Origin of the sequence: Bacillus sp. G402 (assembly GCF_051172515.1) — a bacterium.
GTDB lineage: Bacteria > Bacillota > Bacilli > Bacillales > Bacillaceae > Bacillus > Bacillus altitudinis.
This window is the reverse complement of record NZ_JBPIZC010000004.1, coordinates 45,317-59,677: the sequence shown is the minus strand read 5'-3', so window position 1 is coordinate 59,677 and position 14,361 is coordinate 45,317. Positions and strand designations below refer to the sequence as shown.

Genomic DNA, 14,361 nt, shown 5'->3' with positions numbered 1-14,361 from the left:
TCACCTCATTAAGATAATTCTAAAAGTGATTTGATCACTTTTGGATATAGTGTATGTTCTAATTCATGCATTCTTTTTTCAATGGATTCAAGGTCTTCCCCTTGTTCAATATGAATGGCTGCTTGATCAATAATCGGGCCGGTATCCATGCCTTCGTCGACATAATGAACCGTGATACCAGCCACTTTGACTCCTGCTTGATAGGCTTGTCCAATCGCATCGAGTCCAGGAAATGCTGGCAATAAAGAAGGGTGGATATTCACGATTTTCCCTCTAAATGCATCAAGCAATGTCGGACCGATCAGTCGCATATACCCAGCGAGGAAAATCCATTCCACTTCATGCAGCTTCAGCTGTTCAATGATGGTTTGCTCAAAAGCGGCTTTACTCGGGAAAGCCTTCGGCGTAAAAGAAAAGGACGGAATGCCCTCTTTCTCTGCCCGCTCCAGCACCTTCGCACCCGGTTTATCACAGATCACAATGGCGGCTTTTGCCGGCCACTGTTCTTCTTTTAACGTATCAATAATGGCTTGAAAATTTGTCCCGCTTCCAGAGGCGAAGATCGCAAACTTTTTCATGAGAGGCTTCCACCACCGAAAGTGACGCCTTCTCCTTTTTGAACTCGTCCGATAAGGAAGGCTTTCTCTCCGTCTTGTTCAAGTCCGCTGATCACATCGACGAGATCATCCTCTTTGACGGCTAGGACAAAGCCGATGCCCATATTAAATACATTGAACATCTCTTCTGCTTTTAATTGCCCTTTTTCTTGGATAAAGGAGAAAATAGGTGGAACTGGCCATGAGCCGTTATCAATCTCAACACCAAGTCCTTCAGGTAGCATACGTGGTAAATTCTCAATAAATCCGCCGCCTGTCACATGTGCCATACCGTCAACTTTGCCAGCTTTCACTTGTTTAAGAACAGGCTTGACATAAATCTTCGTCGGTTCAAGCAGCTCTTCTCCAAGTGGTCTTGTAAAAGGTTCATACGTATGGTGAAGGTCTAGACCTGCGTCTTCAAGCAATACTTTTCGTACAAGAGAATAGCCATTGCTATGAATTCCGCTAGAGCTGAGTCCAATCAGCAAATGCCCTTCCTTGATGTCCTCTCCTGTGACGATTTCATCTTTTTCAACGACACCTACAGAAAATCCAGCAATATCATATTCTTCTTCTGTGTAAAGACCCGGCATTTCTGCTGTCTCTCCGCCGACAAGCGCTGAACCAGACTGCTCGCATCCGTCAGCTACACCTTTGACGATGGATTCAATTTTCAAAGGATCTGCTTTTCCAACTGCTAAGTAATCTAAGAAAAAGAGCGGCTCTGCCCCTTGTGCAAGTACATCGTTCACACACATAGCAACAGCATCTACACCGATCGTATCGTGTTGATCCATTAAAAAAGCGAGCTTTAATTTCGTACCAACACCATCTGTTCCTGAGACAAGTACGGGCTTTTTATATGGCAGTTCAGATAAATCAAACATACCGCCAAATCCGCCTAGAGCCCCCATGACACCTGCTCTTTTTGTACGTTCTACGTGTGTTTTCATTCGTTTAACGGCTTCGTATCCTGCTTCGATGTCGACACCGGCGTTTTTATATGCTTCTGACATCCCATTCACTCCTTTTATCTGCTTGTCTTTCATGTATTTTCGGCAGAATGAAAGAGCAGCATATCAAATCACGTTGACTGCTGCTCCATTATTCGATTATTTCGTCAGGACTGTTTCCTTCACATGAGGAAGGACAGTATCTTCATAAATTTCGGTCGGGTATTTTCCAGTAAAGCATGCTAAACACTGACCGCGCTGTGGATCATCATACTTTCTGCCAATCCCGTCCATTAAACCGTCTACAGATAAAAATGCAATGGAGTCTGCACCGATTTCCTGTCTAATTTCTTCCACTGAATGAGATGACGCAATCAGCTCTTCGTGTGTAGACGTATCAATTCCATAAAAACACGGATGAGCAATTGGCGGTGAACTGATGCGTACATGCACTTCCGTCGCACCCGCTTCTCTTAGCATCGTCACAATTCGGCGGCTTGTTGTTCCTCGTACGATGGAATCATCCACCATGACGACACGTTTGCCTTCGACCACCCCGCGCACAGCAGACAGCTTCATGCGTACGCCCTGCTCACGCAATGCTTGAGACGGCTGAATAAATGTCCGGCCGACATAACGGTTTTTAATTAAACCTAGCTCATATGGAATACCTGTTGCTTCGGCATAGCCAATCGCTGCAGAAATACTGGAGTCTGGCACACCTGTCACGACATCTGCTTCGACATGTGCTTCTTCTGCAAGCTTCTTGCCAAGATTCTTTCTCGCACTATGCACGTTGATGCCATTGATATTGCTGTCAGGTCTTGAGAAATAAATGTATTCCATGCTGCACATGCTGCGGTTAATGTTCATCGAGAAGCGCTCAGATTTTAAGCCTTCATCATTAATGATCAGCATTTCGCCAGGCTCTACATCTCGTAAATAGGTAGCACCGACGACATCAAAAGCACATGTTTCAGAAGCGACAACATAAGCATCCCCAAGCATACCAAGTGAAAGTGGGCGTAATCCGTTCGGATCAAGCGCTACGATCATTTCTGTTTCCGTCATGATTAAGAAAGCATAAGCCCCTTTTAGCATAGACAGAGCATTTTTGATTTGATCCTTCAAATCCATATATCCGCTGCGCTTAATTAAGTGAGCGAGCACTTCGGTATCAGAAGACGTTTGAAAAATACTTCCTTGATTCTCTAGCTGCTGTTTTAATTGCGTTGCATTGACTAAGTTTCCATTATGAGCAAGGGCAAGACTGCCATTGTTTTGCGAGCGGAAGAAGAGGGGCTGCACATTCTCAAAGCCGCCTCCGCCTGCTGTCGCATACCGAACGTGTCCGATCGCACCTTTTCCCTTTAAATCCTTAAGCTCACCGTTTTGGAACACTTCCGTAATCAGTCCAAGGCCTTTGTGTGACGTCAGGTTTTCACCGTCTGTTGCAATAATTCCTGCACCTTCTTGTCCTCGGTGCTGAAGGCTATGCAATCCGTAATAGGTGATTTGCGGGGCTTCTTCGTGTCCCCAAACCCCAAAGACGCCACATTCTTCGTTTAAGCCTCTGATTTCAGCAAGCATGGGATCGCTCCTTTCCATGCGCGTTCAAGCTCGTTGACTGCCGCATGAATCCATTGTTGTCCTTCTTGATTTTTGACAGTGAATACACCATCATTTGTGACCGTTCCAACTTCTTTTGCATCTTGCACAGCCGCAGCAAACGCTTCGCGGTTTTCTGGTTTCACTGTGACGACAAAACGTGACTGCGATTCACTGAATAGTGATGCTGCGCTGTTTAGATCGATCTGGATATCAGCGCCAAGACCATCTGTTCCAAATGTACTTTCAGCTAAAGCTACACCAAGACCGCCTTCAGACACATCATGTGCTGACTGAACAAGTCCGTTTTGAATTGCTGCTAATAGGGCTTCTTGACGCGCCAGTTCTACATCCAAATCAATTTCTGGTGCTTTTCCGTAGATACGGCCTTCTGTCATTTTTTGAAGCTCACTGCCTGCGAATTCTTCCTTCGTTTCACCAATGACGAAAATCACATCGCCTGCCTGCTGGAACGATTGAGTCGTAATATGAGCTGTATCTTCAATCAAACCAACCATGCCAATAACTGGCGTTGGGTAAATGGCTGTTCCATTTGACTCGTTATATAAAGAGACGTTACCGCCGATGACCGGTGTGCTTAATGTACGGCAAGCTTCGCTAATGCCGTCAGCAGACTTTTCAATCTGCCAGAAGATTTCTGGTTTCTCCGGGTTACCGAAGTTCAAGTTATCTGTTACTGCAAGCGGACGAGCGCCTGAGCAGACAATGTTACGTGCGGCTTCTGCAACGGCGATCTTCCCGCCAACCTCTGGATCAAGGTAGAGATAACGTGCGTTACAATCTGTTGTCATCGCAAGAGCTTTTTTCGTCCCACGGATTCTGAGCACGCCCGCATCAGAGCCAGGTGCAACGACTGTGTTTGTACGAACCATATAGTCGTATTGATCGTAAACCCATTCTTTACTCGCAATCGTTGGCTGCTTTAACAGCTGTTTCAATGTATCTGCTGCATCTGTGATCGCTGGAGCTTCCACTTTTGTTTCTAAAAACTCACGATAGTATGCAGGCTCACTTGACGGCTTGTGATAAACCGGTGCTTCTTCTGCAAGTGCATCAACTGGAAGCTCACACACTACTTCTCCTTGATGGAGTAAACGAAGCATTTTATCATCTGTCACATGACCGACTGAGACTGCTTCAAGATCGTATTTTTCAAAAATATCAATGATTTCTTGCTCACGGCCTTTTTCAATGACCAACAGCATTCTCTCTTGGGATTCAGACAGCATCATTTCATACGCTGACATGCCTGTTTCACGCTGAGGGATCAGGTCTAGGTTCATTTCGATACCTGAACCGGCTTTACTTGCCATCTCTGCACTTGAGCTAGTTAAGCCAGCCGCCCCCATATCTTGAATGCCCACAAGCGCATCATTTTTGATGACTTCAAGACATGCTTCAAGCAAAAGCTTTTCCATGAACGGATCGCCGACTTGAACCGCTGAACGTTTTTCTTCTGATTCATCAGAAAATTCTTCAGACGCAAATGTTGCACCGTGAATCCCGTCACGTCCCGTTTTAGCACCAACGTACATGACCGTATTGCCAACACCTTTTGCCTGCCCTTTCTTGATGTCTTCATGGTTGATTAACCCTACACACATCGCGTTAACGAGCGGATTGCCTTCATAACTTTGATCAAAATGAACTTCTCCGCCGACTGTTGGAATACCGATACAGTTTCCATAGCCTGCAATCCCTGCCACTACTTCTTCAAACAAGTACTTCACGCGCGGTGAAGTCAGTTCACCAAAACGAAGAGAGTTTAATACCGCAATTGGACGAGCACCCATGGAGAATACATCACGGATGATTCCGCCGACACCTGTTGCCGCTCCTTGATACGGTTCAATTGCAGATGGATGGTTATGTGATTCGATTTTAAATACAACCGCTTGGTTGTCTCCAATATCAACGATTCCAGCGCCTTCCCCAGGACCTTGAAGAACATGCTCTCCTTTTGTCGGGAATTTGCTTAAAACAGGCTTTGAGTTTTTATAACTGCAATGCTCTGACCACATGACAGAAAAGATACCCGTTTCTGTGTAGTTTGGCAGCCTGCCAATAATGGATTCGATTAAAGCGAATTCTTCATCACTCAATCCCATTTGCTGATACAATTTCTCTTCTTTAATTTGCTTGTGACTTGGTTCAAGCAGTAGTGACATGAGTGTCCCTCCAATTTTTCACGATAGATTGAAACAATTTAAGTCCGTCTGCGCTGCCTAGTAATGAGTCAACCGCGCGCTCAGGGTGCGGCATCATGCCGAGTACATTGCCCTGTTCATTCGTTACACCTGCAATTCGATTGACACTGCCGTTAATATCGTCACCGTAAGTGAAAGCGATTTGGCCTTGTTCAATCAGCTTCGCTAACGTGTCTTCGTCACAGTAGAAGTTGCCTTCTCCGTGTGCTACAGGAATCGTAATCGATTCACCTTTTTGATAACCGCTTGTAAATTGCGTTTCGTTGTTCTCTACAATGAGTTCAACTGGACGACAGATAAATTTTAGATCTTTATTTCGTCTCATTGCGCCTGGCAGAATGCCAAGCTCTTGAAGAATTTGGAACCCGTTACAAACACCAAGAACAGGTTTTCCTTCCGCAGCTGCTTTTTTCACAGCCGGCATGATGTTAGAAAAACGAGCAATCGCACCGCATCTTAAGTAATCCCCATAAGAGAAACCGCCTGGTACGAGTACACCGTCAAAACCATCAAGACTCGTTTCGTCGTGCCATACATATTCAACTTGTTCACCTAACTCATCTTGAATCGCATGGTACATATCGATATCACAGTTAGAGCCAGGCAAGACGATCACTGCAAACTTCACTGTGCGACAACCTCCTCCACCTCATAGCGGTAATCTTCAATCACCGTGTTGGCAAGCAATTTTTCACACATTTCTTTGACCACTGTGTCTAAGTCACGATCTGATTTCTCAATGACTAGCTCCATATATTTCCCGATACGGACATCCTTTACTTCCTGATAAGACATACTGTGCAAAGCGTGCTGCACGGCACTTCCTTGTGGATCAAGAACGCTCTCTTTTAAGCTGACAAAAATTTTCACTTTATACATGTTTATGGCCTCCAAGTCTTTTGAAAATTTCTTCGTATGCATTTGTTAAGCCGCCCAGGTTTCGTCTGAACACGTCTTTATCAAGCTTTTCGTTTGTGTCTTTGTCCCAAAGCCTGCACGTATCAGGTGAAATCTCATCAGCTAGCAAAATACGATTCTCGTGATCTATTCCGAATTCAAGCTTGAAATCAATTAAATTCACATGGCAATCTGAGAAGATTTGCTTCAATTCTTCATTCACTTGTCTTGTGATTTGTTTCATTTCCTCGACCTGTTCAGGTGTCGCTGCATGTAAAATGCGAATATGATCTTCTGTAATGAGCGGATCGCCGAGTGCATCATCTTTGTAGTAAAACTCGATCAAAGGTGTGTCCAGTTTCGTTCCCTCTGGAATCCCAAGACGTTTTGACATACTGCCTGCCACCACGTTTCGCACAACGACTTCAAGCGGTACAATGTCTACCTTTTGAATGAGCTGTTCTGTTTCAGATAGGCGTTTCACAAAGTGATTATTGATCCCTTTCTCATGTAGCATTTGAAAAATCAAGCTGGAAATTTCGTTATTCAGTCTGCCTTTGCCTTCAATTTCCGCTTTCTTCTCACCGTTAAATGCTGTAGCTGAGTCTTTATATTCAACATATAAAATATGCTCGTCATCGGTCTGATAGATTCTTTTCGCTTTGCCTTCGTAGAGAAGTTCTTGTTTCACAGTCATTCAGATTGGCCTCCTAATTTGAATGTTGGCAATTTTCAGGATTAGACGCCTGACTAGCAGGCGGCCCATTTCTTACGCAAGACCTAGACGTTCGAAAATCATATCGACATTTTTCAAGTGATAGTTGTAATCGAAGCAGTCAGCGATTTGTTCAGGTGTTAAGCGTGAAGTGATTTTCTCTTCTGCTTCTACTAATGTACGGAATGGTACTTGTTTTTCCCAAGCTTCCATCGCTTTTGGCTGAACCGTGTCATATGCTTCTTCACGTGCCATACCTGTATCAATAAGTGCAAGAAGAACACGCTGAGAGTAGATCAAGCCAAGTGTGCGGTCCATGTTGCGTTTCATATTCTCAGGGAACACCGTCAAGTTCTTCACAATATTAGAGAAACGGTTCAGCATATAGTTCAGTGCAATCGTTGCATCTGGTAAAATGATGCGTTCAGCAGATGAATGAGAAATATCACGCTCATGCCAAAGCGGTACATTTTCATAAGCAGTCAGCATATAACCACGGATGACACGGGCAATTCCCGTCATATTTTCAGAACCGATTGGGTTTCGTTTATGCGGCATCGCTGATGATCCCTTTTGTCCTTTTGCAAAGAATTCTTCTACTTCACGTGTTTCACTCTTTTGAAGACCACGAATTTCAACAGCAAATTTCTCAATGCTTGTTGCAACTAAAGCAAGGGTTGCCATGTAATCTGCATGACGGTCACGCTGCAAGGTTTGGGTTGAAATTGGTGCAGCTTTGATGCCAAGTTTCTCACATACATATTGCTCAACAAACGGGTCGATGTTCGCATATGTGCCAACAGCACCAGAGATTTTGCCGTATTCGATGCCGGCTTTTGCTTGTTTAAAACGTTCTAAGTTACGCTTCATTTCCTCGTACCAAAGACCAAGCTTTAGGCCAAATGTTGTCGGTTCAGCGTGTACACCGTGTGTACGGCCCATCATGACGGTATATTTGTGCTCTTTTGCTTTTTCTTTTAGTATGTCAACAAATCTCTCAATGTCCTTGAGTAAAATATCGTTCGCCTGTTTTAATAGATATGAAAGCGCCGTATCCACTACGTCTGTAGATGTTAACCCGTAATGAACCCACTTTCTTTCTTCTCCTAGAGATTCAGATACAGCACGCGTAAAGGCAACCACGTCGTGGCGCGTGTCTTGTTCAATCTCTAGAATACGTCCAATATCAAAGCTTGCATTCTTGCGCATTGTCACAACGTCTTCTTTCGGAATGACGCCAAGTTCTGCCCAAGCTTCACAAGCGAGAATTTCTACTTCAAGCCATGCATTATATTTGTTTTCCTCTGTCCAGATTGCTGACATTTCTGGTCGTGCGTAACGTTCGATCATTTCCCGTTTCCTCCATCTCTTTCAGTCCATATCTTTGTGATGTTTGCCATCCATTCATCATCAAGCTGTTTCATAAATGTCATATGCCCCATTTTGCGGCCGGCTTTTACTTCATGTTTGCCATATAGATAAAGCTTCGCTTCCTTTAAAAGCTCAGGATGTTCTTTTGGGATGTCCACTTCATCGCCCAGCAAATTCACCATCATGCCCTCTGATAAAAGAGCTGTTCCGCCAAGCGGCAAACCGCATATAGCGCGAATGTGCTGTTCAAACTGACTCGTCTCACATAAATCCAATGTGTAATGTCCAGAGTTATGCGGGCGCGGTGCCAGTTCATTGACGAGCAGCTTTCCTTCATTTGTCAGGAACAGTTCAACAGCAAGCGTACCGACCAGCCCTAGCTTTTCAGCAAGCGTTGTTGCCAGCTCTTTTGCTTTCTCCTGAATGCTGCCATCTACCCGTGCAGGCACGATGCTTTGGAATAAAATATTGTGCTTATGAATGTTCTCAGCGACTGGGAATGTCGCAATTTCCCCATGAACAGACCGCGTCACAATCACAGACAGTTCCATTTGGAAAGGAACCCAGCTTTCTAAAATACATGTCCCATGAGTGAGAAGTGCAGCTGCTTCATGAAGCTGATCCTTCTCTTTGATGACGTACTGTCCTTTACCGTCGTAACCGCCTCTGCATGTTTTCAGCACAGCTGGTAAACCAAGCGCATTTACTGCATCTTTCAGCTCCTTCTCATCATGAACGATGCGATAAGGGGCGACTTCACAGCCTGCATCTACAATCCCTTTTTTCTCCGTTTCACGGTTTTGGGTTAAAAGAAGGAGTTCGCTTCCTTGCGGTAAATACGCCTCTTCCTTCAGTTGATTGAGTGCATCATAATCAATGTTTTCAAATTCATATGTGACCACATCACTGATGTCCGCCAGCTGCCTTATTGCTTCAAGGTCACTGTATGCGGCTGTAATTTCTGTATCAGCAACCTGTCCACAAGGAGAAAGTGTGACTGGGTCAAGAACTGCTGCACGGTAGCCCATTTGCTTTGCACTGACGGCCATGTATCTGCCAAGCTGCCCGCCGCCGATGATACCAATGGTTGCGTTTGGAAAAATGGTCTGCTTAGCCAAGCTGATCACTGCTTTCTAATACAGTTTGTTTTGTTTGCTCTCTTCTTTCTTCAAGGCGTGCTGCAACGGCTTCATCGAATGCTGAAATCATTTGTGTGGCTAGAAGCCCTGCATTTGTTGCACCGGCTTTGCCGATTGCCACTGTAGCAACAGGTACACCGCCTGGCATTTGAACGATGGATAATAAGGAATCCAGCCCGTTTAATGCTTTTGATTGTACGGGCACACCAATGACCGGCAGTGTCGTTTTTGCTGCGACCATCCCCGGTAAATGTGCTGCGCCTCCAGCACCGGCAATAATGACCTTGAGTCCTTTACCTCTTGCTTCAGTCGCATATTCAAACATCAAATCAGGTGTCCGATGTGCGGATACAACCTGTTTTTCATACGGAATGTTTAATTCCTCTAAGATATCGCACGCATGTTTCATTGTTTCCCAATCAGATGTACTTCCCATGATGACACCTACAAGCGGCTTCATTTTGTCCCCACCTTTAAGCTATTATTCGATTTTGTATCGTTTGACACGCTTCCCAAACCTAAGTAGCTTGTCAAACGCCGAACAAAAAGGCCCGGTTTGTATTGCATTGTTAGGAAGCAACACAAACCGGGCCATGGTAAGCGCTGTTCGCTTTTAAAACGCCATGTCAGTTTTGTTCACTATCCTGCATAGTCCAGTCATTTACGGTAACTGGGTAGAAACTTATGGGCCATATTCCCAAGATTATATGAGGCTCGTGTTTTGATTTCATGTTTATCTTAACAACGGATGTTCATGATGTCAACGGATTTATCGAACAATCTATGAAGTCGTCGTTTTAATGTTCGGATTTAGAGTATTTTTCCCTCAAATACGATTTTTTTCCCAATCGGAATGATCTGAATCGACCCATTTTCCTTCTTTTCCTGAAAGATGGGCTCCTCCATTCGTCGGACAGGTGAGTAGCCTTCCTCCGCCATCTGGGACAACACTTGATCAATCGTCATGTTGTCTTCCACGTAGAATTTCTTTTTCTTTGGTTTTGCGGTCATTCTTTAATTCTCCTTTTCTTCACAGCCTTCACCCAGAAGCCGCCATGAATCGTTTTGGGCTCATACGAAATGATAAACGCCTTTGAATCAAGCGTTTTAATCGTTTCATATAATTGCAGTTCATATTTTCTCGGTGTTAAAATTTGCATCGCTGACCGGTCTCCTTCAAGACCTCCTACTACCCAGTTGGTGACGCCATATCCTTTTTCTCTCAATTGTTTTGGGAGATCTAGATCGATTTCTTTTGTAATCACGTTCACAGTAATGTAGCCAAGTGCCAGCTTCTCTTCAATTTTCATCCCGACAATGATTCCAATTCCATAACCTAGCGCATACGCAATGACATTTTGTACTTGATCTAAGTTATCTAACACGATACTCAAACCAATGACATAAATCAGCATCTCGACAGTACCAGCAAAAGCGGCTGCGTACCTTCTGCCTTTCATTGTTAAAATTAAACGCATAGTGGAAAAAGAGACATAAACAATGTTAATCACTAAAATAATCAAAACCATGGTGAACGCATTGGATAAAAGTTGTTGAAGCACGATTCGAACCCCCTGCACTAAAAATCAAATAAAGCACCCCATATTCTACTAGAGAACAAACCTTGATACAATCAAATTTGCGCGAGAAAAACACATATATCTTTCGACAACAAGGGGTGGTCTTTGTTACCAAGAGTTTACCCGTTTTTTCCTCTTCTCAACATGAAAAACCTCCTTTTTCAAAAGGAGGCTTTAGATGGTTGATAAAGGGCTGAAATATACTTTATTTTAACCCTTTGTCTTCTTTTCAGCGTGATAGAAAACCTTTGAATTTTAAAAAGACCGAGTACACGCTGAAACGTGTTTTATCCAAACCGAACTGGAACAAGTGATGGGATCAAATACTCTCCGACAATGCCCCATAAAAGGGCAATGATGACGAGCTCAATCAACAAAAAGACCCAGCCGGCATACATCAAGTCTCCCCGCACAGCTTCTTGATCTGATTGAATGGAGCGGAAGAGCACAATGGCAATCAGCTGAAGACCGAAAAACATCATGACGGATAAAATCACCGTTACATATGGAATATTCAGCATGGCAAATACAAGCCAAAGGATAGATAAAACCAAAACCGGCACAAGCACGGCACCGAACTTCATGATCACTTCTTTCAGCGAGATGTTTCCTTTCAGCATGTACTTACCGAGCACCCAAACCGTCAGCATCATCAGTGTCAACAGAATGAGTGTAAAGACCGCTACCTTCAAAAAGGCGTCACCAAAAGAATAATGAATACCAAAACCTAATAAACGGGTCTTTGACGCCTTTAATTGAACGTAGTTGCCTAAAGCAAAAAACACACTGAATAACACAATTGAAATCCAGGCGTACTTCATGCGTAAAGTGTCCGCTTGATGGATCGCACGACTCGGTGATTTTAACATCGCGAGCCCATATGAGCCATAGCGCTTAAACGCACCGCCTACACCTCTTGCAATGCGCTGAATGGCTGAACGCTCTTCATTAGCTGGCTTAGCCGTTCTTCCTCGTTTTGCAGCACTGCGGCTGAGGCGGGACTGCCTCGTTTCTTGATCTATTGATGGCTCTTCGTTTTCGTTTTTCGTTTCAGATGTGACCTGCTCTTGATCTTTCTCTAACATCCCATATCAACTCCTATCTCAGACAATCCGCACAGGCTCAGGTGACCTGTCCGGATGACTCCTATTAAAGTAGCGGAGTCTCTCTATTCAGTCAAGATTCCTTGACGTTCATACGAATAGACGGATAAAAGAATGAAGAGGTTTTAAATGGAGAGAAAATAAGACAAAACAAAAAAGCTGATGAGTGGATCAGCTTTTCATCATCTTTCATTACTTTTCATGAACGATAGCGCCCCTGCTTTGCTTTCTGAATCCGAAGATTCTCTTGGTGTGCGGGGAAACGAGTCTTTTCTGTCGTATCGACTTGTGTAATTTGTCCATTATGAATGGTGATCACCACCGACCCGTATTCAATCCCTTTTAAGGCAGATAAAATAAAATTCAGCTTTTGTTCATCCATCGCTCATCCCCCATCCCACTAATTTTGCTTGCGCTCTTTTAAGTAGAGAACCTCATTTTCCAGCTCATGAATCGTATAGTGCATGAGCGCTTCATGTTTTTCTTCATGCCCCCATAAAAGGAGCTGCTCAATCAATACCTGCTTTTTCCGCTCAATCACCTGCCTAAGCCAGCGTGACAAGTCATCCCCTCCCGTTATGATGAATGCAAGAAAAAAGGCACTCTGAACCCTTCTATAGAAAAAAGGAAATCAAAGCGCCTTTGGTGATCCAATCAGCGAATTATGTCTTTTTATCATAAACACATAATTCCTATAAGTCAACTATGTTTTTGAAATTTCCCTACAAAAAACAGCAGCCTCCATGAGCTGCTGTTTCAGACAAACGATTAATGATTTAAGAAAGCAAAATATAGAATAAAGATGACAAACAGGCCGTACATAATTGGATGCACTTCTTTTGCTTTTCCTTTAAAGATCATGGTGATCGGGTAGAAAATGAAACCAATCGCAATCCCTGTCGCAATACTATATGTGAGTGGCATCATAATCATGGTTAAGAAGGCCGGTACCGCAATTTCAAAACGATCCCATGCGATCTTTGCAAGAGGTGCTACCATCAGTGCACCGACAATGATTAAAGCAGGTGCTGTTACATTCGGTGTCACGACAGATAAAAGCGGCGAGAAGAACATCGCAAGTAAGAAGAAAATACCTGTCACGACAGCTGCAAAACCAGAGCGGGCACCCGCAGCAACACCTGAACTTGATTCAACATAAGACGTCGTCGTTGATGTACCAAGAACAGAACCGACGACGATAGAAGAAGAATCCGCCAAAAGCGCTTTTCCTGCACGCGGCAGCTCATTATTTTTCATTAAACCAGCCTGCGTTGCCACAGCCACGAGTGTACCAGCTGTATCAAAGAATCCAACGAATAGGAACGTTAAAATGACCACAAGCATTTGAATGGAGAAGATGTCTGGCAAGTGAATCAAGGCTTGACCAAAAGTTGGAGACAAGCTTGGAATGCTATCTACAATTTGAGATGGAACTGGCACAAGACCAAGGATCATCCCAGCAATAGCTGTCACAAGCATCCCAATGAAGACACCTGCATTCACACGAAGAACCATTAAAATGACAGTCACAATGATCCCAAATACCGTTAACAGAACAGGACCACTATGAATATTTCCAATCGAAACGAGCGTATTATCGTTATTTGCAATAATACCGGAGCCTTGAAGACCCACAAATGTAATGAACAAACCAATCCCTGCACCAACCGCCAGCTTCAGCTCAGACGGAATGGCATTAATGATTTTTTCACGAAAACCTGTTAAAGAAAGAGCAACGAAAATCAATCCTGAAACAAACACACCGGAAAGTGCTGCCTGCCAGGAGATTCCCATACCAAGAACAACTGAGAAAGCGAAGAACGCATTCAGTCCCATACCTGGTGCAATTGCAATCGGGTACCTGGCGATCAATCCCATCAGGAAACAACCTGCCGCAGAAGCTAACGCTGTAGCTGTAAAGACAGCCCCCTGATCAATTCGTAATTTATCTGGAAAATCCGGTACTGCTACTAAAGCAAGTGTGATCGGATTGACAAACAAGATGTAAGCCATCGACAAAAATGTCGTTAAACCGCCGATGATTTCTCTGCGATAATTCGTACCTAACTCATCAAACTGAAAAAACTGTTTCAAAGCCAACTGACTCCCTTCATGTCCTTTTGCTTTAGTCTGTCCCATTCACAAGTCAAATAAAAAACGCCCCAACA

At 44.0% G+C, this 14,361-nt stretch carries 16 protein-coding genes and 1 riboswitch; all 16 genes read right to left on the bottom strand.

All coding sequences use genetic code 11. The annotated features are described in order from the left end of the window. Positions 1–8: 8 nt before the first annotated feature. A complete protein-coding gene (purN, locus tag ACSBQP_RS16055) occupies positions 9–578 on the bottom strand; it encodes a phosphoribosylglycinamide formyltransferase (protein WP_008344288.1) in 570 nt (189 codons plus the stop codon). Next, complete coding sequence (gene purM, locus ACSBQP_RS16050) at positions 575–1,615, bottom strand: phosphoribosylformylglycinamidine cyclo-ligase (RefSeq protein ID WP_435028615.1); 1,041 nt, start codon at positions 1,613–1,615, stop codon at positions 575–577. The genes purN and purM overlap by 4 nt, the downstream gene beginning before the upstream one ends. 96 nt (positions 1,616–1,711) lie before the next feature. Further along, entirely contained in the window at positions 1,712–3,142 is a 1,431-nt protein-coding gene (gene purF, locus ACSBQP_RS16045) for an amidophosphoribosyltransferase (RefSeq protein WP_008344290.1), read from the bottom strand. After that, complete coding sequence (purL, locus tag ACSBQP_RS16040) at positions 3,118–5,349, bottom strand: phosphoribosylformylglycinamidine synthase subunit PurL (RefSeq protein ID WP_008344291.1); 2,232 nt, start codon at positions 5,347–5,349, stop codon at positions 3,118–3,120. Before purL ends, purF begins: the two co-directional genes overlap by 25 nt. Next, complete coding sequence (gene purQ, locus ACSBQP_RS16035) at positions 5,333–6,016, bottom strand: phosphoribosylformylglycinamidine synthase subunit PurQ (protein WP_017359821.1); 684 nt, start codon at positions 6,014–6,016, stop codon at positions 5,333–5,335. Before purQ ends, purL begins: the two co-directional genes overlap by 17 nt. Next, positions 6,013–6,267: a phosphoribosylformylglycinamidine synthase subunit PurS gene (gene purS, locus ACSBQP_RS16030; RefSeq protein ID WP_003214349.1), complete on the bottom strand. Its 255-nt coding sequence runs from the start codon at positions 6,265–6,267 to the stop codon at positions 6,013–6,015. The genes purQ and purS overlap by 4 nt, the downstream gene beginning before the upstream one ends. Continuing rightward, a complete protein-coding gene (gene purC, locus ACSBQP_RS16025) occupies positions 6,260–6,982 on the bottom strand; it encodes a phosphoribosylaminoimidazolesuccinocarboxamide synthase (RefSeq protein ID WP_007496901.1) in 723 nt (240 codons plus the stop codon). The genes purS and purC overlap by 8 nt, the downstream gene beginning before the upstream one ends. A gap of 72 nt (positions 6,983–7,054) precedes the next feature. Continuing rightward, positions 7,055–8,350: an adenylosuccinate lyase gene (gene purB, locus ACSBQP_RS16020; protein ID WP_025206861.1), complete on the bottom strand. Its 1,296-nt coding sequence runs from the start codon at positions 8,348–8,350 to the stop codon at positions 7,055–7,057. Next, positions 8,347–9,489, bottom strand: coding sequence for a 5-(carboxyamino)imidazole ribonucleotide synthase (gene purK, locus ACSBQP_RS16015; RefSeq protein WP_025206860.1), 1,143 nt, complete (start codon positions 9,487–9,489; stop codon positions 8,347–8,349). The genes purB and purK overlap by 4 nt, the downstream gene beginning before the upstream one ends. After that, a complete protein-coding gene (gene purE / locus ACSBQP_RS16010) occupies positions 9,482–9,970 on the bottom strand; it encodes a 5-(carboxyamino)imidazole ribonucleotide mutase (RefSeq protein WP_025206859.1) in 489 nt (162 codons plus the stop codon). The genes purK and purE overlap by 8 nt, the downstream gene beginning before the upstream one ends. Before the next feature lie 169 nt (positions 9,971–10,139). Continuing rightward, positions 10,140–10,241, bottom strand: a riboswitch (purine riboswitch). A gap of 79 nt (positions 10,242–10,320) precedes the next feature. Beyond that, positions 10,321–10,521, bottom strand: a complete 201-nt coding sequence (locus tag ACSBQP_RS16005; RefSeq protein WP_008344299.1) for an NETI motif-containing protein — start codon at positions 10,519–10,521, stop codon at positions 10,321–10,323. After that, on the bottom strand, positions 10,518–11,072 hold the full coding sequence (locus ACSBQP_RS16000) for a DUF2179 domain-containing protein (RefSeq protein WP_008344300.1): 555 nt from the start codon (positions 11,070–11,072) through the stop codon (positions 10,518–10,520). The genes ACSBQP_RS16005 and ACSBQP_RS16000 overlap by 4 nt, the downstream gene beginning before the upstream one ends. Positions 11,073–11,377: 305 nt before the next feature. Beyond that, positions 11,378–12,175 (bottom strand): hypothetical protein, encoded by a 798-nt coding sequence (locus ACSBQP_RS15995; protein ID WP_435028614.1) that lies wholly within the window; start codon positions 12,173–12,175, stop codon positions 11,378–11,380. A gap of 217 nt (positions 12,176–12,392) precedes the next feature. Beyond that, entirely contained in the window at positions 12,393–12,575 is a 183-nt protein-coding gene (locus ACSBQP_RS15990) for a YezD family protein (protein WP_008344304.1), read from the bottom strand. A gap of 18 nt (positions 12,576–12,593) precedes the next feature. Next, the gene (locus tag ACSBQP_RS15985; RefSeq protein WP_008344307.1) at positions 12,594–12,755 is read right to left on the bottom strand and encodes a hypothetical protein; all 162 of its coding nucleotides are present in this window, start codon (positions 12,753–12,755) and stop codon (positions 12,594–12,596) included. A gap of 206 nt (positions 12,756–12,961) precedes the next feature. Then, positions 12,962–14,287, bottom strand: a complete 1,326-nt coding sequence (locus tag ACSBQP_RS15980; protein WP_046527002.1) for an NCS2 family permease — start codon at positions 14,285–14,287, stop codon at positions 12,962–12,964. Between the last annotated feature and the right edge of the window lie 74 nt (positions 14,288–14,361).

Bases quoted from the DNA above. Each gene is read 5' to 3' on its own strand.
- purC (WP_007496901.1), bottom strand. From the start codon at position 6,982: ATGACTGTGAAACAAGAACTTCTCTACGAAGGCAAAGCGAAAAGAATC.
- purE (WP_025206859.1), bottom strand. From the start codon at position 9,970: ATGAAGCCGCTTGTAGGTGTCATCATGGGAAGTACATCTGATTGGGAA.
- purB (WP_025206861.1), bottom strand. From the start codon at position 8,350: ATGATCGAACGTTACGCACGACCAGAAATGTCAGCAATCTGGACAGAG.
- ACSBQP_RS15990 (WP_008344304.1), bottom strand. From the start codon at position 12,575: ATGGATGAACAAAAGCTGAATTTTATTTTATCTGCCTTAAAAGGGATT.
- ACSBQP_RS16005 (WP_008344299.1), bottom strand. From the start codon at position 10,521: ATGACCGCAAAACCAAAGAAAAAGAAATTCTACGTGGAAGACAACATG.
- ACSBQP_RS15995 (WP_435028614.1), bottom strand. From the start codon at position 12,175: ATGTTAGAGAAAGATCAAGAGCAGGTCACATCTGAAACGAAAAACGAA.
- purM (WP_435028615.1), bottom strand. From the start codon at position 1,615: ATGTCAGAAGCATATAAAAACGCCGGTGTCGACATCGAAGCAGGATAC.
- purS (WP_003214349.1), bottom strand. From the start codon at position 6,267: ATGTATAAAGTGAAAATTTTTGTCAGCTTAAAAGAGAGCGTTCTTGAT.
- purL (WP_008344291.1), bottom strand. From the start codon at position 5,349: ATGTCACTACTGCTTGAACCAAGTCACAAGCAAATTAAAGAAGAGAAA.
- purF (WP_008344290.1), bottom strand. From the start codon at position 3,142: ATGCTTGCTGAAATCAGAGGCTTAAACGAAGAATGTGGCGTCTTTGGG.
- purN (WP_008344288.1), bottom strand. From the start codon at position 578: ATGAAAAAGTTTGCGATCTTCGCCTCTGGAAGCGGGACAAATTTTCAA.